We start from the raw sequence: 20,013 nt of genomic DNA, 5'->3' as shown, positions 1-20,013 counted from the left end.
AAATCCAACATCAAAGGTCTAAAAAAGATTTTTGGGATTTGGCATTTTTGTCTTGATAAAAGGCGTATCCTATGCTAGCTATGCCTTTGAAATGCTAGCCTAGCAATCATCAATCGTTATTTTGCCCCTTGTCCCCCATACTAGAGACTTTGCCCCACATCAAGCGGTATTTTCTTTTCATAAATTCAATCTCCTCTCGGGCGTTTTGGAGCTCATTTCGCATTGTTTCGATGGTTTTTTTATCATCATCATAAACCTCTTGCATAGAAATCAAAGCGTCTTTGAGGAAGACATTTTCATTTTTGAACGCACCGATAGTCTCATCTTTTGCCGCAATGACCTTGTCGTGGAGACCCAATATCGTCCCAATCGTCTTTTCTACAAAAATCGGATCGAGGGCATTCCCGCTCATATCCGCCGATACGAGATTGTTTTCAACCCGCTTGATGATGGCATTTGTCCCGCTGGTAGCATCGATGAGTTGCTTGCCGTTTTGGATTTTGCTCTGGATACTGCCTTCGGCAACGAGTGCTAAAACCTTGCTTTCATCCATACCCGAAAGCTTGATGAATTCTTCTATGCTTAGCCACGCCGTGTTTGGAGATACTTTATTATCCATCTATTCCTCTTTCGTTGGTTGCACTTATTTTAGAAATATTTATCATATCAAAACTTCTATTTGCAACAGATAAAACCGCCAACAGCTACGCCCCACGCAACTTTTTGATAGCTTTTTTCAGGCTATCGATAAGGTATTCGATATCTTCTAAAGAATGCGTATAATGCAAGCTCACCCGCAACCAGCCCGGCTTTTCTTTGAAATCTTTGGAATGCGCGTCTTGCATTTGAAGCAAATCGTGCCCATAAGGACCAGCGCAACTACACCCCGCACGTGTTTCTATCGAATAATGACAGCTTAGGATATGGGCGAGATCGTAGGGCGAGACGCCACCGACATTAAACGACACTATCCCCAGTCTTTGGGCTTGTAAATTCCCATATACCCGCACAGCTGGGATCGAGGCAAGCTCATAGAGAAATGTTTGGGTCAAAATATGCTCCCTTCGAGAGATAGCTGCCAAAGAATATTCATCGCGCAACATATAGGCGAGCGCACTTCTATAGAGTTGCAAAAGTCCGGGTGTGCCAGCTTCTTCACGGGTTTGAATGTCTTCAAAATATTCTTGTGTTTTGCGGTTGGCATATTTGATGACACCCCCGCCACCAAAGCTTGGCGGGATACTCGTATCAACAAGATTTTTTCTAATCCCTAATAATCCATTGCTTCCCACCCCGCCAAGGAGCTTGTGCGGGGAGAGAAAGCACGCATCAAACAAGCTTGAATCAAGCTTGTCATACGCTGAAAAGCTTGCCATATCAAATGCCAGCCTTGCATTGTATTTTTTGCATAGACTACTAATTTGTGCGTAGGGCGAGATGATACCGGTTACATTGGAAGCCACGCTAAAAGAAGCATAGGCATTGGGATGCTTTTGGAGGCATTTTTCAAATATTTTTAAATCCAGCAAGCCATCTGAATCAAGCGGAATCCGCTCGAGCTCACAAAGCCCCTCCCGCCAGCTGATTTCGTTGGAATGGTGTTCATAAGGTCCGATAAATACTTTGGGTAAATCGATGTTTTTGAGGTTATTGGCAAATAGTTGCTTGGTTTTTGGCGGGATATAAATACCTAAAATCTCTTGAAACCGCTTGATCGCCCCAGTCGCACCAAAGCCTGTGCAAATCAAGGCAAAATCTTCGCTCAAACCCAAGCTTTTTTTGAGGGTATTTTTGCTCCTCTGATAGAGCGCATTCATCAGTGATGCGTGGCTTGAGGCTTCAGAATGCGTGTTGGCATAATAGGGCAGGAGTTTTTTGATACGTTTTTCTACCAGAGAACTCGCCAGCCCCGAAGCTGTGTAGTCAAAATACTTCACGCCTTTTTTGAGGATAATGCTTTCTCTTAGTTGCTCGAGTTTGTCCCTATCAGGGTGCAGAAGCGGGGCAAAAAAACTCTCTAAAATCTCAAATTTGTGGCGCATTCAAAAAACCTCAAACCAAATCAACCCATTTGAGTTTGCCCCCTCCAAGGATATGGAAGTGCAGATGAGGCACTTCTTGCCCCCCATCGCTCCCGATATTGGTAATGAGGCGATAGCCCTTGTCTTTGATACCTAGCACAGCGACAACTTCTAGGATAAAATCACTCATTTCTGCCATCAAATCTGGCGAGACATCATTGAAATCTTTGACACATTTTTTGGGGATGGCAAGCACGTGAATGGGGGCTTTGGGGGCAATATCGTGAAAGGCTAAAAATTTTGCATTCTCTAAAACCTTTTTGCAGGGGATTTCTCCGGCAACAATTTTTTCAAAAATATTCATTTTTTCTCCTATTTTTCATTTTTTCCATTGGACTTTTTAAAATTATATCTATTTATAAAGTTATTTTGACTAAAATCCTCCCAACGCTTATTTGATTCAATTTTAAAAACCGAATCTAAAAGACTGCTTTTTGCAAGCTTTGCCCCGTGATCGGTCTTGAGGATTTGGCAAACCAAATCATAGTAAAAAATATTTTAATCTTAGGATGCTAACGTGAATACACTCATACAAAAACTACAATCTGTTAAAAACTCTCAAGAACTCGAAGAAATTCGTCTGGAAGCATTAGGCAAAAAGGGCATTATCACGCAAAAATTTTCTGAACTCAAATCGCTTCAAGGTGAAGAAAAAAGACAATTTGCCCAAGAAATCAATACCATCAAGCAAGAATTTGAATCACTTTATTACCTCAAAAAAACGCAACTCCAAACCCAAGAACTCCAAGACGCCTTGCAAAATGAAAAAATCGATGTGAGTTTGTTTGCTTCCAGGTCTCACCGCAGTTTGGGGCATCCCATAAACTACACCAAAGACAGGATTATCGACTATTTTATGCATTTGGGTTATGAATTATGTATGGGACCTTTGATCGAGGATGATTTTCATAATTTTAGTGCGCTCAATCTCCCGGAATACCACCCAGCAAGAGATATGCAAGATACGTTTTATTTCAATGATGGGATGTTGCTACGCACGCATACTTCACCCGTGCAAATCCGCACAATGCAAGCACAAACCCCGCCTATCAAGATGATTTGCCCCGGTCCGACATTTCGGCGTGATTATGATCTCACCCATACCCCGATGTTCCATCAGGTCGAAGGGCTTGTCGTCGATAATGGCAGTCAAACCAGTTTTGCTAATCTCAAATACACGCTACAAGACTTTTTGAGACATATATTTGGTGATGTAAAAGTCCGTTTCCGCTCAAGCTTTTTCCCTTTTACAGAGCCGAGTGCTGAAGTAGATATTAGCTGTGTTTTTTGCAAGGGGGCTGGGTGTCGGGTATGCTCAAACACCGGTTGGCTCGAAATTCTTGGTTGTGGGGTTGTTGATGAGTATGTATTTGAGGCAGTTGGTTATCATAATGTGAGTGGCTATGCCTTTGGGATGGGGATTGAGCGCCTTGCAATGCTGACGTGTGGCGTGAATGATTTGCGGAGTTTTTTTGAAACAGATTTAAGAGTATTGGAGCAATTTTAATGATAGTTACCAGCCATTTATTATCAAAATTTATCAACCTATCAAATATCGATATTCACAAGCTTTGCGATGATTTGAGTAATATCGGACTTGAGGTAGAATCGTGCCAAAAAATCACATTGCCCCAAAGGATAGTCGTCGGAAAAATCATCGCCAAAACACCCCATCCCGATGCCGATAAGCTCAATGTCTGTCAGGTTGATGTCGGCGATGAGGTGCTTGAGATTGTGTGTGGGGCAAAAAATGTCGCCAAAGACCAATATGTCCCTGTTGCCCTCATTGGTGCGATACTCCCTCACGGCAAAGGTGGCGAGCTAGAAATCAAAAAAACCAATCTTAGAGGCGTAGAAAGTTGCGGGATGATTTGTTCAAGCACCGAGCTAGGGCTTCCTAAAATCAATGATGGGATTATGGTGCTAGATGAGAGCATTGGCAAGCTTGAATTAGGCGCGCCACTGGGTGCATTCCCGATATTTAATACCCACGTTATCGAAATCTCACTGACCCCTAATCGAGGCGATTGTCTCTGTATCCTTGGGATCGCCCGAGAAATCAGCTGTATTTATGATTTGCCAATTAGCAATTACAAAGAAATTGATTCGGGTGTGGCATTGGGCGTGGGGCGGATATTACAAGTTTTTACAGAGGGCAAAATCAAATCATCGCTCCTCTATAAAGTCATCGAGGTCAAACAAATCCAAACCCCGCTTGAAATCCAGCTGTCTTTGGGGTTTGCTGGGACACTCAAAGAAGACCCGATTCAAAATCTCATCGAGTTTAGCACGCATATGACGGGCGTGATTTTGAATGCTTATAGCGTTGATAATCCTGAGATTATTTCACGAACAAAAGGATCAGAAATATCTCTGACAATCAAAAAAGATGAAAATGGGTTTGAGAGTGTTTTTACCGATAAAAAAATCTCCATTATTGGGGTGGGTAATCAAATCGATCAAGATTTTAATCTGTTTCCCAAAACCATCATCATTGAAGCGAGCTATACCGATCCTGTCGGGATTTCGAAGTTATTGCACCAACACGCTATCAAAGAAAACAAATCCCTGACTTACCGCACCACACGCGGGAGCAATCCCCAGCTTGAAATCGGGATTAATTGTTTGTGTAATATATTTTCAGATTTCACAAAATGCTTGATTTATTCAGGGAGTCAAGAAATCAAACAAAATACTGAAGATACCCTCATCAACACGACTTTTGGTGCAATCGCTGCCATCGTGGGCAAATCGATTGAAAAAGAAGAAATCGCTCAAATCCTCAAAAGCCTCAATTTCACCATCAAAGCCACGTGCGATGATAATTTTTTCGCCATTATCCCGCCGAGCTACCGCCACGACATCAAGACAAAACAAGACGCTGCTGAAGAATTTTTGCGTATTTATGGGATCGAAAATATCCCGGCAATCCCGCACCATTGCAAGGAAAAACCAAATGTAAATCCGGGATATTCTGCGTATAAAAATCAACGAAATATCGCTTCTAGGGCTTTGGGATTGGGATTTGTTGAAACGATACATTATTTGTTTTATCAAAAACAAAAGCTCATAAATCTGGGTTATCCCGTGCTAAAAGATGAGCTAGATCTCAAAAATCCTATCACTTCTGAGCTTGATACCTTGCGAACCTCGCTGATCCCTGCTATGCTTGATTCTATAGAGAGAAATAAAAATCTTGGCTACAAAAATATGAAAATCTTTGAAATCGGTAGCGTTTATGATGCCAACCGCTCTGAAAAATCAAAAATCGCCCTGATGGTAAGTGGCTTGAAAGAAAGTGAGATTTACCCCTATCCCAAAGGCTTGCAATGGGATTTTTATAGTTTTGCTGGGGTGGTATCAAATGTGATTGGCAACTTTGAACTTGAGGCACTAGAGCCATTAGGGTTGAATAAAACGCTCCATCCCTTTGTGAGTGCAAGTGTGCGTATAGGGGGGCAAAAAGTCGGCATTATAGGCAAACTCAACCCGATATTGCAAAAAGAAATGGGTATTGATGAGAGCTTTTTTTGCGAGATTGATTTGGATGCTTTAAATCAAAACCATATCATCGCCAAAGAGTTCTCCAAATACCCCCAAAGCCTGCGAGACATCACCTTATTGATAGACAAAACTATCCCTTTTGCCTCTATCAAAAACGAGATCCTCAAGGCAAATATCCCCCATCTCAAAGCTATCTACGCCATAGATATTTATCAAGATGATCTAAATCACGACCAGATAGCCCTCAGCATTCGCCTATGTATCCAATCAATGCAAAACACACTCAAAGAAGAAGATTTGCAACTCGTAGTTAGCGAGGTTTTAGAGATTTTAAAAACGCATTTTGTAGCAACGCTCAAGGAATAATAATGCGACAAACCCAAATCCATCCGGCTAAAAGATTTGATATACAGCTTGATAACATCGCCACAGACAAGTCGATCTCCCATCGCTGTGCGATGTTTAGTTTGCTTTCTGATAAACCCTCCCGCATTCAAAATTATCTTTTAGGTGAAGACACCCGCAACACGCTAAAAATCGCCCAGCAACTGGGGCTAGAAGTCAAAAAAATCGATAAAAATACGATGGAATTTATCCCCCCAAATCAAGGCTTGCCAACTCCAGTTTTCAAAGAGCCTGGCGATATTCTTGATTGTGGGAATGCGGGGACGGCTATCCGCCTTTATACGGGGTTATTGAGTGCGCAAAAGGGTTATTTTGTCCTCACAGGAGACAAATACCTCAAGACCCGCCCAATGCAACGTGTCATCAAGCCACTCAAAGCCATTGGGGCGCAAATCTATGCTAGAGCGTGCGATTCCCTCGCACCTATCACGATTATCGGGAAAAAACTCCAAGCCTTTAGCTATCAAAGTCCCATCGCTTCCGCTCAAGTCAAAAGTGCGATGATTCTTGCAGGCTTGGGCGCTGATGGCATTTCGCATTTTTCTGAGCCTGCTTTGAGTCGGGATCATACCGAAAATATGCTCAAAGGGATGGGGGCAAATATAATAAAAAGTATCACAAAAAGCACCGCAAACACGCCTCATTCTGTCGCTATCACCCCGCTTAGCTCCCCGCTTGATCCCATTGATATTGTCATCCCTTCCGATCCATCAAGTGCGTTTTTTTTCGCCCTAGCAGCTGCGATTATCCCCGGGAGCAAGGTGTTGTTAAAAAATGTTTTACTCAATCCCACCCGAATTGAAGCCTTTGAAATCCTCAAAAAAATGGGAGCAAAGCTTGAATACCGCATTACAGATAAGGATTATGAAACGATTGGGGATATTATTGTCGAGCAAAAACCTCTCCGTGCGATCACTATCACAGAGAATATCGCTTGGCTGATTGATGAATTGCCCGCATTAGCCGTTGCGATGGCGATGGCAACGGGGAAAAGTGAGGTTAGAAACGCTCAAGAACTTCGGGTAAAAGAATCCGATAGAATCCATTCTGTCATTGTGAATCTTGCCAAAATGGGGATTGTTTGTGAGGAATACCCGGACGGCTATGCTATTACTGGCGGGGAGCTAAAAAACGCCACAATTGAAAGCTTTGGAGATCACCGCATTGCGATGAGTTTTGCCATTGCTGGGCTTGTGTGTGGGGTGGAGATAAAAGATTCTGATTGTATTGATGTTTCGTTTCCAAACTTTTTGGATATTCTCACAAGTCTAACAAAAGTCGAAAATGAGCGAGGATAAAATGGAAGTCAAAATGGCTAAAAACTATGGCTTTTGCTTTGGGGTCAAGCGGGCGATTCAGATTGCCGAAAAGACAAAGGATAGCGTTACGCTCGGTCCGCTCATCCATAATCCCAAAGAAATTTCACGGCTTGAATTTAAATTTGGCGTTAAGGTCGAAGAAAATCCTCAAGCTATCATTAACGGACAAAATGTCATTATCCGCACCCACGGCATCCCCAAAACCGATCTGGAATACCTCAAAAACAAAGCTATTCAAATCACAGACGCTACCTGCCCGTATGTAACCAAGCCCCAACAAATTGTTGAATCGATGAGTAAAGAGGGCTATCAAATCGTTATTTTTGGTGATAAAGCCCACCCAGAAGTAAAAGGTGTGATGAGTTATTCCACCACCCCGCCTCTGGTGGTTAGCTCCCTAGAAGAACTCCAAGAAGCAAAGCTCAAGAAAAAAGTCGCACTAGTCTCACAAACTACCAAACAAGCCCAAAAACTCCTTGATATTGCTTCATATCTGATCACACATTGCTATGAAGCAAGGATTTTTAACACCATCTGTAATGCTACATTTGACAACCAAGAATCTGCTAGAGAACTCAGCAAGGAAGCTGATGTTATGGTGATTGTCGGGGGCAAAACATCTTCAAATACCAAACAACTCCTCAATATCGCCCAGCAAAATTGCCCTGATAGCTATCTAGTCGAAGATGAAAATGATTTGAATCCAGAATGGTTTTTGGGTAAAAAACTCTGTGGCATTACTGCGGGGGCTTCGACTCCTGATTGGATTATCGAAAAGGTGAAACAAAAAATCCTCGCTATCTAAAATCTAAAAATTTGATTGAATTTAAGCCTTTAAAAGGAAACGAAAGCTAAAATACAAAAAATTAATTTCAAAGGCAGTAGATGAAAGTGGTTTTAGAGAATCTAGAAGACTTCGATGAAGGCGAAAATTTTGCAAAACTTTTAGAAGAAAGTGAGAAATCCTATGAGAGCGGTGTAGTTAAAGAGGGTTTGATTGTATCTATCAATGATGAATATGCGATGATCGATGTGGGGGAAAAGATTGAGGGCAAATTGGGTCTTTTTGAGATAAAAGATACTGATGGACGGCTTTTGTTTAACGAGGGAGATAAAATCCAAGTCTATGTGTCCCGAGGAAGAGGCGAGAGACCAAGTGTTTCCTACAAAAAAGCTATTCGCAACAAAAAAATGCAAGAAAAAATCAAAGAATTGGGTCAAGATTACAAAGACAAGGTGATCGAGGGCAAAATCATCAAGAAAAACAAAGGCGGTTATATCGTAGAATCCGATGGGATTGAATATTTTATGCCTAAGTTCAACTCATCTTTGCGCGATGATGCAAAAAATATTGACAAAAAAATCAAGGCGTGCATCGTCAATATCCGTCCTGAAGACAACTCTATTATCTTATCGAGAAAAAGATTCTTTGAAATCGACAGCAAAAATCAATCCGAGGGTGCCAAAAAACTTGTCGAATCTGGCGAGGTTCATCAAGGCGTGGTCAAAAACATCACAACATTTGGGATGTTTGTAGAGGTTGGCGGTGTCGAGGGATTGGTCCATTACACAGAAATCAGCCATAGAGGTTCAATCAATCCAGCCAAACATTACAAAGAGGGCGATTGCGTTCAGGTCAAAGCAATTGCCTACGATGAGGCAAAAAAACGCCTTTCACTTTCTATCAAAGCCACAGGAGAAGATCCGTGGAAAGAGATTCAAAACGAGCTTAAAGCGGGCTATGCTATCAAGGTGGTCGTGAGTAATATCGAGCCTTATGGGGCATTTGTTGATATTGGCAATGATATTGAGGGATTTTTGCATATTTCTGAAATTTCTTGGGATAAAGACATTAAACACCCGCAAGATTATCTAAAAATCGGTCAAGAAATTGATGTGGAAGTTATTGAGATCGACTCACAAAATAGGCGCTTGCGTGTTTCTTTGAAGAAATTATTAGACAAGCCTTTTAATGATTTTGCAAAAAAACATCGGGCAGGAGATGTTATCAAAGGCAAGGTCGCTACATTGACAGATTTTGGTGCGTTTGTGAATTTTGGGGGCGTAGATGGGCTTTTGCATAATGAAGACGCTTCTTGGGATAAAAACCAAAAATGCAAGGATATGCTAAAAGTTGGCGATGAAATCGAAGTCAAAATCATCAAAATCGACAAAGAAAATGAAAGAATTTCATTGAGTATCAAAGATTTTACACAATCGCCTGCTGAAGCGTTTGCGCAAAAATATGATGTTGATGATATTGTCAAAGGCAATGTGATTGATATTAAAGATTTTGGCGTGTTTGTTAAGGTCGATGATATGGACGCTCTCATCAAAACTGAAGATCTCTTTCCTTTGAAAAAAGAAGAAATCAAGATTGGAGATGAGATTGGAGGTGTGGTTGTCTCTATTGATAAAGCCAACAACAAGGTCCGCATTTCTGTCAAAAGGCTTGAGCGCAAAAAAGAAAAAGAAGATCTCAAAGCGTTTAACTCTGATGATGACAAAATGACATTAGGCGACCTTATCAAGGGCAGGATATAAGCTAGTTTTTAACAATGAAAGTAAAATTACTATTAGGATTTTTTTTGATAGTTGTTTTTGCTTTCTTGATTTATATGCTTTTTTTTTATTACCGATCGATCCCAGAAATGGCTTTGAATATCGATCATCGCTCCCCTGAAGCTAAAGAAAACAAAACACAAGAAAAAACCTCGTGGCTCCAAACGCTCTTGAAAAAACCTCAAGATTATTCTTACCCTGCGACCGAAGTCAAAATCGGCGTGGATTTTAGAGCGCCAAATGAAAAAGTTGCCCCCACAAAATTGGTAGTCAAACACCTTGATGATTATAAATTTTTTTGCCTCAATGAGGTGTTGAAACAAGAAAAAATCGAGTTTGCTTATTACCAATCACAGGCGCAATCACCGATAGGACATTCCAAAAAGTCTGCTCAGTTGGGGAAATTTGCCGATGTGATTATCTATCTCCCTGACAATCCCAAAAGAAACCAAATCATTGAAGATCTCAAGCATTATGAGATACAATACGAAGTCCAATAGCCCAAGGAGAATCCTATGCATAAAATAATCGTTTGCGATCATATCCATCAAAAAGGTCTTGATTTGCTCAATAATCAAGATGACATTCACGTAGAAAATCTTGCCGATCTCTCAAAAGATGAACTCCTTAACCATCTAAAAGATGCTGATGTTATTATCACCAGAAGTTCTACCAATGTCGATGACAAGCTTTTGGCATCTGTAGGGAATCTCAAAGCCATCGTTAGGGCTGGGGTAGGGGTAGATAATATCGATATAGAAAATTGCTCCAGAAAGGGCATTGTCGTGATGAATGTTCCCACCGCAAACACCATCGCAGCTGTCGAACTCACGATGGCGCATATCATCAATGCAGTCAGGAACTTTCCCGGGGCTGATACGCAACTAAGAATCCAAAGAAAATGGAAACGTGAAGATTGGTATGGCACAGAGCTCAAAGGTAAAAAACTCGGTATTATCGGATTTGGTAACATCGGCTCTCGTGTGGGTGCGCGTGCAAAGGCTTTTGAAATGGATGTGATTGCTTATGACCCCTATATTTTTGCCTCCAAAGCAACGGATATGGGGATTGGCTACACCAAAGATTTCCAAGATATTCTAAAATGCGACATCATCACGATCCACACCCCCAAAAACGAAGAAACCAAAAACATCATCACTGCCAAAGAAATTGCAAAGATGAAAGAGGGCGTGATATTAATCAATTGTGCTAGGGGTGGGCTATATAATGAAGATGACATCTATGATGCCCTAAAAAGCCACAAAATCCGTTGGGCAGGGATTGATGTATTTGGCAAAGAGCCTGGCACAGACAACAAACTGCTTGATTTGGATAATATCTATGTTACGCCTCATATTGGGGCAAATACGCTTGAATCCCAAGAGCAAATCGCCCTCCAAGCCGCCCAAGCTGCCCTAGAAGCCGCACGAGGGGCGAGCTACCCGAATGCTTTGAATTTGCCTGTCAAAGAAACAGAGCTACCTAAATGTATCAAAGCTTATTTGGAGCTTACTCAAAAGCTAGGATTTTTCTGTGCGCAAGCCAACAAGGGGGCGATCGCTTCGGTGCATTTAAGCCTTGAGGGGGAAATCGCCAAATATGCTGATTCTTTGAAGACTTTTGCTTTGGTGGGCGTTCTCAAATCATCTTTGGGTGATAATATCAATTATGTCAATGCGCAATTCATCGCCAAAGAGCGGGGCATTGATGTGTTGGTGAAGACAAAAGAACATTCTAATTCTTACAAAAATCTCATTACTATCACTTTAGCAACCACTCAAGAGTCTTTGAGTGCGAGCGGGACGGTGTTTGGGGAGGATATTATTAGGCTTACGAACATCAATGGTTTTAATACCGACATTGAGCCTAAAGGGAGGATGATCCTTTTCAAAAATACCGATGTTCCCGGCGTGATTGGCAATGTGGGTAATATCTTGGCCAAGCACAATATCAACATCGCTGATTTTAGGCTCGGCAGAAATGCCCACAAAGAAGCACTTGCCCTCATTATTATTGACAATCAAATCCCAGAAAATGCTATCACAGAGCTTCGGAATATCCCAGCTTGTATCAGCGTGAAGAATGTTACTATCTGATACCCTTAAACGCATTGGGATAAAAAAAGCCCCAATAACACCAAAGCACTTCCTATCAATATATCTAGTGTGATGGGCTCATTGAGCGTGATAGAGGCGACTAGGATAGAAACAATCGGGATAGTGTATAGATAAGCGCTCGCTTTGAGCGTGCCTAAAAGTTTCAAAGATTTTCCCCAAGACAAATAACATACCGCCGAAGCAAAAATCCCTAAAAATAATAGATTAAAAGCATTTTGCGGGACAAAAAACCTCTCGATAGAGGGATTTACCCCGCCATAAAAAAGCGTGAGCGAACTAAAAATTATCCCATAAAAAAAGATTTTCTTCGTAATGGCAAGCGTATTTGCGGTTTTTTTGATTTCAAAAAGCTTATCTAAAAAGATGGTATAAAATGCCCAGCTAAGACCGGCTAAGATACACAAAAGATCCCCAAACGGATTGATTTGGAATGTGTTGGTTGCACGAAATGCGATGGGTTGAAATACAATGATTATTATTCCAAAAAGGGCAAAAACAAACCCGAGTAAAAAGAATCTTCCCAATCGTTTTTTGAAAATAAAAAATCCTAAAAGTGCCGTATAAATCGGACTTATCGAGACTAGCACCCCCGCATTTGAAGCGCTCGTATAGTTTAGTGCGATATTTTCTAGCAAAAAATATAGACACACCCCACACAGCCCACATATGGCAAAAAGAGCTTCTTCTTTTAAGGATATAGGCTTGAGAAATCGAGGGTAAAAAGCGAACAAACACACATAAGCGAGCAAAAATCGAAACACTAGAATTTCATAAGAATTAAAAGAATCCAATAAGGCTTTGGTCGCACTGAAGGTGCTACCCCAAATAAGGATGGTGAAAATCGCAAAAATATGCCCATAAATTCTGGAATTGCCAAGCGAGTTTTTCATAGAAATTCTTTATTGATTTTTATTAAAGCTTATACCGAAATTTTGTATCAAAATATTTAAAAAATATATAATTATTAAAAATAGCAGATTTATTCCAGAAAAAAATACGCCAAAAATCTCACATAACAAAAACCCACAGGGTGAAACAAAGCACATCAACCTGTGGATTCCCATTGTTTTTTCGGCGCTTTTTGTATCGTTTTTTGAGCTAAGTTTGTCGTATAGCCTTACATCTTTTCGATCATCACACCAGCAAACTCAGAACACTTGACCTCGCTGGCCCCATCCATCAATCTCGCAAAATCATATGTAACTTTTTTGGATTCGATAGCTTTTTTCATCGAAGCCACCACCAAATCCGCAGCCTCCACCCAGCCTATATGGCGGAGCATCATCTCCGCACTTAAGATCAAAGAACCCGGATTGACTTTATCTTGACCAGCGTATTTTGGGGCGGTGCCGTGTGTGGCTTCAAACATCGCAACGCTGTCGTTGAGATTTGCCCCTGGAGCGATACCAATCCCCCCAACCATCGCCGCTAACGCATCTGAAATATAATCACCATTGAGATTCATCGTGGCAATCACATCGTATTCAGCCGGGCGCAAAAGGATTTGTTGCAAGAAAGCATCCGCAATCACATCTTTGATGATGATTTCCTTGCCTGTTTTGGGGTTTTTGAGTTTGCACCACGGACCCCCATCGATTTCACTAGCGCCAAATTCATCTTTGGCAAGCCCATAGCCCCATTTCATAAACGCCCCCTCGGTAAATTTCATAATATTGCCCTTATGCACGAGGGTAACAGAATCCCTGTCATTATCGATAGCGTAAGCGATAGCTTTTCTCACCAGTCGTTCTGTCCCCTCTTTGCTAGCGGGCTTGATACCAATGCCACTACTTTGCGGGAAGCGAATCTTGGTAACTCCCATTTCTTTTTGCAAGAAATCAATGAGTTTTTTCGCCTCGGGGCTACCTTGGGCAAACTCAATACCCGCATAAATATCCTCGCTATTTTCCCGAAAAATAACCATATCGACCTTTGCAGGCTCTTTGACTGGGCTTGGGCTACCATACCAGCGGACAGGGCGGAGGCAAACATAGAGATCCATCATTTGGCGCAAGGCGACATTTAGCGAACGAAAACCCTCGCCTACTGGCGTGGTGAGAGGTCCTTTGATGGAAACTTTGAAATAATTGATCGCATCGATAGTATCAGGCAATAGCCATTGTTCCATCGGGCTTAGCGAGCTTTCATTTTTGAATTTGTTGTAGCATTTTTCGCCTGTAAAGACTTCATACCAAGCGATTTTCCGCTCGCCTTTGTAGGCTTTTGCCACGCTCGCATCGATGACTTTTTGCATCGCTGGGGTAATATCCACACCGATACCATCGCCCTCAATGTAGGGGATAACGGGGTTATTAGGGACGTTGAGCTTTCCATCTTGTGCGATAGTGATCGCTTCGCCACTTTCAGGGAGCTTGAGGAACTTGGGGTGATAACCATTGAATTTTGACATCATTTTCTCCTAATATTAAAATCGTATTGTATAGTTTAGCACTAAAATACTAAAAACATAGGGGAGTTATTGAGTTATTTTAAGGGTTTGGGTGTAAAATAGTGCCGGGAATCAAAATTGGCAAAAAATAAAAATTTAATTTTAAGCGAGGTATAAAAATGGCAACCGTAACTTTGATAAACAACGAGACCAACGAAAAATTCGATTTTGAGATGATAGAATGCACACGAGGGCCTAAGGCGGTAAATTTTTCAAAACTTTTTGAAACCACAGGGATTTTTTCTTATGACCCGGGCTATGGCTCTACAGCAGGGTGTGAATCAACGATTAGTTATGTAGATGGCAAAAATGGCAAGCTCTTATACAAAGGACACAAGATAGAGGATTTGGTAGCAAAATACAAATTTAGCGATGTTTGCAAGCTCCTTATCAGCGAAGAACTCCCTAAAGATGACAAAGAGTCTTTGGAGTTTGATTTGGAGTTGCGTCATCGGAGTTTTTTGCACGAAGGGCTTATCAATCTATTTTCAGCCCTGCCTGATGGCGCACACCCGATGGCGACGCTTTCTTCAGCGGTTTCCGTGCTTTCGACGCTGTATTATGATCATAAGGATATGGAAGATGAAGACGATTACCAAACGATGGCGCGTCGGATCATTGCCAAAATACCTACAATGGTGGCATTTTGCTACCGCAATGCGGTGGGTGCGCCATTTATCTATCCAGATGTCAAACGCTCCTATGTGGAAAATTTCTTGTATATGTTGCGGGCATACCCTCACGGCAGGCTAAAACAAACCTCTAGCGGGGAGGAGGAGATTACTGAGTTGGAGATTGAAGCGTTGGATAAAATCTTCACTCTCCACGCTGATCACGGGCAAAATGCCTCCACCACGACCGTTCGGAATGTTGCTTCCACAGGCGTGCATCCCTATGCTGCTATTAGTGCGGGGATTTCAGCCCTCTGGGGTCCTGCACACGGCGGGGCAAACGAAAAAGTTCTCAAACAGCTTAATGAGATCGGCGATGTCAAAAATGTCGATAAATTTATCCAAAAAGCTAAGGACAAAAATGACCCATTCCGATTGATGGGTTTTGGGCATCGGGTGTATAAAAACTACGACCCCCGAGCAAAGGTCCTCAAAAGTCTCAAAGATGAGTTGGATAAAAGGGGTATCAAGATGGATGCCCATCTGAGTGAAATCGCCGAAAAGGTCGAAGAGGTGGCGTTGAGTGATGAATATTTTATTGAAAGAAATCTCTACCCAAATGTGGATTTTTATTCAGGCATTATTCTCACAGCGCTAAAAATCCCCACCCAGCTTTTTACGCCGATTTTTGTTATTGGCAGGATGCCGGGGTGGTGTGCGCAATTGCTCGAGCATATCAAAAATCCCCACGCTAGAATCACCCGCCCAAGACAAGTCTATATCGGCAAATAGTATTTTAGAGACTATCAAGGGATAGTCTCTTTTGATAATCCCTCTATCAGTAAATCGCCATCGCAATGAGCCTATAACAAAACATAAGCGTATCCAAAACGCCAGAATACCTCATAATCTAATCTTAAATCAAAATATTTTTATCAAAAGCCATCGGGCAAGCAATGCTTAAGACTTGGATTCTAAGTCTTGGATTTTTTCGATATGGTTGATATTGAGGCAAATAAATCGATACGATAGATAAATCATTAAGGGCCAGGCAAAAAGATATAAGAGTGTCATTTTTTTCCTTTCATAGAAGTTTGCACGGATTTGCTCTGTTCAAGCGATCTTTAGATTTATTCTAGCAAATTTCAGCTAAAACTTATCTCTGATACTCAGGTAAAATTTGGTCTGAAACTTGGTAGGGTTTTTAAGTCTCTAAAGCTGGGGTGATTTTTTGGAATAACTCGGGTAGTGGTCAAACCTCTAGGAGCAAATGGGGCTTCAATCCCGTGAGTTGTCTTTTAGGTTTGCAAAACAAACCGAGCAAGAAAAGAGAGTGAGAGAAAATCCCAACAAAGTAGCTCTTCCTTACGAGCAAAATAAATAATGTTTTTTGGTCTCCCACCTTTTTATTACGCAGGGGGTGGGGTTCTACTTAGCAAGCGTCTTAGCCGTATTGCCATACAACTTGTGAAGCATAAGGCAATCGGCGTGCGAGGCTAGCAAAGCCAAGCAGTTGGCTTTGCCTTTACGCCTCTCCCCCCTTCCTAAAACCTCTTTGGGTGGGCGAGTCAGAAACCCACTGCACGCCCCCTTAGCAGATATGATGACAGGGCGTAGGTGGTTGGGTTTGAAGATGGATAAGAATTGCAAACCTTAGAAAATGGGTTGATGACCAGCGGTAGCAGGATATAACTCGAGTGGGTGGGTCGAAATCCTTTAGGAACGTAGGCGGGCTTTGCCCGTTGTAGTGGTCTTCGGATTCGATTTATCGAATCGAGTAAAACACAATAAAAACCTCTAAAACCTATCTCCAATATTCAAGCTTGCTTGAATATGAGATGATTACTTTAGGAACGTAGGGCAGTTTCACTGCCCGAAGTGGTCTTCAGATTCACAACGTGAATCAAGTAAAACATAATGAAAACTTCACGCCCCAAAATAAACCAATGCTGAACCCCACGTGAGCCCGCCACCAAAAGCGTCTAAAAGCATTAAATCTCCCGCTTTTAATCTCCCGCTTTCATAAATATCATTCATCGCCATCGGAATACTTGCAGCAGAAGTATTACCATACTTTTCAACCGTTATCACAACTTGTTCTGAAGAAAATTTTAGCTGTTCTCCGACTGCAGAAATGATACGTAAATTTGCCTGATGGGGGATAAAAAAATCAATATCCTTAGATGCAATATTATTCTTTTTCATAATATTTTCAACATCATTTGTAAGCGTTTTGACCGCCAGCTTGAACGTCTCATTACCTTTCATTTGGAGATATTGAGGGGAAAACCTTTCTTGCAAAAACCCGCTTCCTTTCAAGGTCCTGGGTGTGAATAAATAATCATAATACGTGCCATCTGAAGAAATATGCACATCAAGGATCGATTTATCCTGTTCGGTGGTGCTTGTAATAACAGCCGCCCCTGCCCCATCGCCAAAAAGCACACAGGTGCTTCTATCCTTGAAATCAAGGATGCTACTGACTTTTTCTGCCCCGACAATCAAAATATTTTCATAAGTGCCTGACTCTATAAAGGATTTTGCCAAAGAAAGCAGGTAAATAAAACCCGAACAGGCGGTGCTGATATCAAAAGCAGGTTTGTTTCTAATCCCAAGCTTGGCGCTCAAAAGACAAGCAGTCGATGGCATCCCCAAATAATCCGGACTCAATGTCGCTACGATCACCAAATCAATATCCCCAACAGCCAATCCTGCACGTTCGATGGCTAATTTTGCAGCCTTTGTGCCTAAATCGCTACTATTTTCATCATCAGAAGCAAAATAACGTGTCTGGATACCGGTGCGTTTGCGTATCCATTCATCAGTAGTATCCAAAACCGCTTCGAAATCGGAATTTTTCACACATCTTGAGGGGATATAAGAAGCGATGGATTTCAAAGAAGCGTATTTTTTCATCTATCGCCCTTCATCCTATTGTCTTTGCAGGATTGTCTGTGCGATTGCTAAAAGCTTGTGCTATCTTATCGCAAACATTCGATTCAATCGCTCGGATTGCTTGATAAATAGCACATTCAATTGCTCTAGCATTGCTCTTGCCGTGACTAATAATAACGGTCTTATTCACACCCAAAAGAGGCGCGCCACCATACTCGGCATAATCCATCTTTTTTTTGAGATTTTTAAACACACCTTTCAAAAGCAAGCCACCCAAAAGCCCCCATACACAAGATTTGATCTCACTTTTAAGGATATGACTGATAGAACTCGCCACCCCCTCAGCAGCCTTTAATACGATATTCCCACTGAAGCCATCACAAACAACAACATCCACGCTACCATTGAAGATGTCGTTGCCCTCGACATTGCCCTTGAAAAATGGGTATTGTTGCAACATCTTAAAAGCTTCTTTGGTGAGTTCATTACCCTTACAATCTTCTTCTCCATTTGCCAAAAGCCCCACGCAAGGATTGGCATAGCCCATAACATTTTTGGCATATTCATAGCCCATAATTGCAAAATCAACCAAATACTCAGGCTTACAATCCGTATTCGCACCCGCATCCAGTATCATACTAGGATTTTGCGTGATTGAGGGCATCAGCGTGCAGATAGCAGGGCGGGAAACCCCAGCGATTCTGCCGATTTTAAGCGTTGCCAAACTCATCGTAGCCCCGCTATGCCCTGCAGAAACGATGGCATCGGCCTTGCCCTCTCTAACAAGCTCAGTCCCTATATATATGGAAGACTGCTTTCTTTTTGTAGCCACAGAGGCTGTTTCTTCCATCTTGATAAAATCTGAACAATGGACGATCTCAATCTTGTTGGCAATATTTTTTGGAATCAAGGGCTTGATGGCGTCCTCATCGCCGACCAATATTGCCTCAAAATCCTTGGAAGCCAAAGCCCTACTGACCCCCGCAACAATGGGCAAAACACCATTGTCAGCACCCATCGCATCGACGACTATCTTTAACATATGTTTTCCCAATTATTTAAAATCCAAATCATTATCGCAAAAAATCTTGCTCAAGCAATTTATTTGTAAGAACCGGTAAATTTATTCACACGATGGGGCATTTTCCAACTCCCGTCTTTATCACGCACAGGACACGCCAACTTGACTTTATAATGCGTGCGTCTTTTTGCTGCTCTGGTTTTACTCACTCGCCTATCAGGAACTGCCATTTTAACTCCTTTATGATTCTTTCGTATGATAGTCCATCTTGATGGAGGCTATCTCGCTTTCTAAAATATATCCAATATCAATAAAGCCATCAAAAAACTCAATAACATCAAAATCATCAAGCTTTAAACTTTGGCTTTGCATATCCCACAAACCATCTGAAATATACAAAACCAAAGATTCATCAAAATCTTTGAAAAAACTTTCCCCACTAATATCACAAACCAACTCCAAACTCCCGTTCAAGTTCGCTTGCATACAAAAAAGCTTGGAAGACTTCCGAGCGATCTCCCCCCGTAAAACAAGCCCCTCAGATTCCAAAGAAAACACCTTGGGAACCTGAGTGATTTTTCTCATTTCTATCTTCATCCAAAAATACTAACAAATTTCCCTTTTTGAAAAGAAAAATTCAATTTCAATTTTTGCATTCTCAAGGCTATCGCTCCCGTGCACGGCATTTGCATCGATACTTTCAGCAAAATCAGCACGAATCGTTCCAGGCTTGGCTTCTTTAGGATTAGTAGCTCCCATCAAATCGCGATTTTTCATAACAGCATTTTCGCCCTCCAAAACCATCGCAACCACAGAACCACTCACCATAAATTTCACCAAATCGTTAAAAAATGGTCTGTCTTTATGCACATTATAAAAAGCTTTTGCCTCACATTCTGACAAATGAATTTTTTTAATAGCAACAATTCTTAGCCCTGCAGACTCAAATCGATCGATAATCTTTCCAATGACGTTTTTTTTCACCGCATCGGGTTTGATAATTGAGAGTGTCTGTTCCATAAATAATGCTCCTCATTGAAAGGCTAAAA

General features: G+C 41.6%; 18 protein-coding genes. 8 read left to right on the top strand and 10 right to left on the bottom strand.

Features of this window, described 5'->3' with window-relative positions; genetic code table 11:
• Positions 1-109: 109 nt before the first annotated feature.
• The 3 genes from BJI48_RS02800 to BJI48_RS02790 all read right to left on the bottom strand — a co-directional run bounded on the left by BJI48_RS02800 (position 110) and on the right by BJI48_RS02790 (position 2,385).
• Entirely contained in the window at positions 110-619 is a 510-nt protein-coding gene (locus BJI48_RS02800) for a DUF3972 domain-containing protein (RefSeq protein WP_095331674.1), read from the bottom strand.
• 85 nt (positions 620-704) lie between these two features.
• Positions 705-2,042, bottom strand: coding sequence for an aminotransferase class V-fold PLP-dependent enzyme (locus BJI48_RS02795; RefSeq protein ID WP_095331672.1), 1,338 nt, complete (start codon positions 2,040-2,042; stop codon positions 705-707).
• A 10-nt stretch (positions 2,043-2,052) separates the two neighbouring features.
• The gene (locus tag BJI48_RS02790; protein ID WP_095331670.1) at positions 2,053-2,385 is read right to left on the bottom strand and encodes a histidine triad nucleotide-binding protein; all 333 of its coding nucleotides are present in this window, start codon (positions 2,383-2,385) and stop codon (positions 2,053-2,055) included.
• Positions 2,386-2,598: 213 nt separating this feature from the next.
• Here BJI48_RS02790 and pheS point away from each other — a divergent pair, with 213 nt between their 5' ends.
• The 7 genes from pheS to serA all read left to right on the top strand — a co-directional run bounded on the left by pheS (position 2,599) and on the right by serA (position 11,967).
• Entirely contained in the window at positions 2,599-3,588 is a 990-nt protein-coding gene (gene pheS / locus BJI48_RS02785; RefSeq protein ID WP_095331668.1) for a phenylalanine--tRNA ligase subunit alpha, read from the top strand.
• Entirely contained in the window at positions 3,588-5,951 is a 2,364-nt protein-coding gene (pheT, locus tag BJI48_RS02780; RefSeq protein ID WP_095331666.1) for a phenylalanine--tRNA ligase subunit beta, read from the top strand. Before pheS ends, pheT begins: the two co-directional genes overlap by 1 nt.
• 2 nt (positions 5,952-5,953) lie before the next feature.
• The gene (aroA, locus tag BJI48_RS02775) at positions 5,954-7,288 is read left to right on the top strand and encodes a 3-phosphoshikimate 1-carboxyvinyltransferase (RefSeq protein ID WP_095331664.1); all 1,335 of its coding nucleotides are present in this window, start codon (positions 5,954-5,956) and stop codon (positions 7,286-7,288) included.
• Between the two features lies 1 nt (position 7,289).
• Complete coding sequence (locus BJI48_RS02770; protein WP_095331662.1) at positions 7,290-8,114, top strand: 4-hydroxy-3-methylbut-2-enyl diphosphate reductase; 825 nt, start codon at positions 7,290-7,292, stop codon at positions 8,112-8,114.
• An 80-nt stretch (positions 8,115-8,194) separates the two neighbouring features.
• Positions 8,195-9,853, top strand: a complete 1,659-nt coding sequence (locus BJI48_RS02765; RefSeq protein WP_095331660.1) for a 30S ribosomal protein S1 — start codon at positions 8,195-8,197, stop codon at positions 9,851-9,853.
• Between the two features lie 44 nt (positions 9,854-9,897).
• Complete coding sequence (locus tag BJI48_RS02760; protein ID WP_095331658.1) at positions 9,898-10,371, top strand: hypothetical protein; 474 nt, start codon at positions 9,898-9,900, stop codon at positions 10,369-10,371.
• A gap of 15 nt (positions 10,372-10,386) precedes the next feature.
• Positions 10,387-11,967 carry a phosphoglycerate dehydrogenase gene (gene serA / locus BJI48_RS02755; protein WP_095331656.1) on the top strand — a complete coding sequence of 527 codons (1,581 nt, stop codon included), beginning with the start codon at positions 10,387-10,389 and terminating at the stop codon, positions 11,965-11,967.
• A 5-nt stretch (positions 11,968-11,972) separates the two neighbouring features.
• Here the strand turns inward: serA and BJI48_RS02750 are convergent, their stop codons facing one another.
• Together BJI48_RS02750 and icd are read right to left on the bottom strand one after the other, a co-directional pair.
• The gene (locus tag BJI48_RS02750) at positions 11,973-12,878 is read right to left on the bottom strand and encodes a DMT family transporter (protein WP_095331654.1); all 906 of its coding nucleotides are present in this window, start codon (positions 12,876-12,878) and stop codon (positions 11,973-11,975) included.
• 227 nt (positions 12,879-13,105) lie between these two features.
• Positions 13,106-14,398, bottom strand: a complete 1,293-nt coding sequence (gene icd / locus BJI48_RS02745; RefSeq protein WP_095331652.1) for an isocitrate dehydrogenase (NADP(+)) — start codon at positions 14,396-14,398, stop codon at positions 13,106-13,108.
• A gap of 158 nt (positions 14,399-14,556) precedes the next feature.
• On the opposite strand from icd, the gene BJI48_RS02740 reads away from it, so the two are divergent.
• Positions 14,557-15,840 (top strand): citrate synthase, encoded by a 1,284-nt coding sequence (locus BJI48_RS02740; protein ID WP_095331650.1) that lies wholly within the window; start codon positions 14,557-14,559, stop codon positions 15,838-15,840.
• Between the two features lie 1,134 nt (positions 15,841-16,974).
• On the opposite strand, the gene BJI48_RS02735 is transcribed toward BJI48_RS02740, so the two are convergent.
• The 5 genes from BJI48_RS02735 to ndk are packed head-to-tail and all read right to left on the bottom strand — an operon-like array spanning position 16,975 to position 19,984.
• Positions 16,975-17,964 (bottom strand): beta-ketoacyl-ACP synthase III, encoded by a 990-nt coding sequence (locus BJI48_RS02735; RefSeq protein ID WP_095331648.1) that lies wholly within the window; start codon positions 17,962-17,964, stop codon positions 16,975-16,977.
• Positions 17,965-17,974: 10 nt separating this feature from the next.
• Positions 17,975-18,985 (bottom strand): phosphate acyltransferase PlsX, encoded by a 1,011-nt coding sequence (plsX, locus tag BJI48_RS02730; RefSeq protein ID WP_095331646.1) that lies wholly within the window; start codon positions 18,983-18,985, stop codon positions 17,975-17,977.
• Positions 18,986-19,044: 59 nt separating this feature from the next.
• Positions 19,045-19,194: a 50S ribosomal protein L32 gene (gene rpmF, locus BJI48_RS02725; RefSeq protein ID WP_095331644.1), complete on the bottom strand. Its 150-nt coding sequence runs from the start codon at positions 19,192-19,194 to the stop codon at positions 19,045-19,047.
• A 10-nt stretch (positions 19,195-19,204) separates the two neighbouring features.
• On the bottom strand, positions 19,205-19,561 hold the full coding sequence (locus BJI48_RS02720) for a hypothetical protein (RefSeq protein ID WP_095331642.1): 357 nt from the start codon (positions 19,559-19,561) through the stop codon (positions 19,205-19,207).
• A 9-nt stretch (positions 19,562-19,570) separates the two neighbouring features.
• Positions 19,571-19,984, bottom strand: a complete 414-nt coding sequence (gene ndk / locus BJI48_RS02715; RefSeq protein ID WP_095331640.1) for a nucleoside-diphosphate kinase — start codon at positions 19,982-19,984, stop codon at positions 19,571-19,573.
• Between the last annotated feature and the right edge of the window lie 29 nt (positions 19,985-20,013).

It is taken from the genome of Helicobacter sp. 11S02596-1, from assembly GCF_002272825.1.
Lineage (GTDB): Bacteria > Campylobacterota > Campylobacteria > Campylobacterales > Helicobacteraceae > Helicobacter_J.
This window is presented reverse-complemented; position numbering and strand designations above follow the sequence as displayed.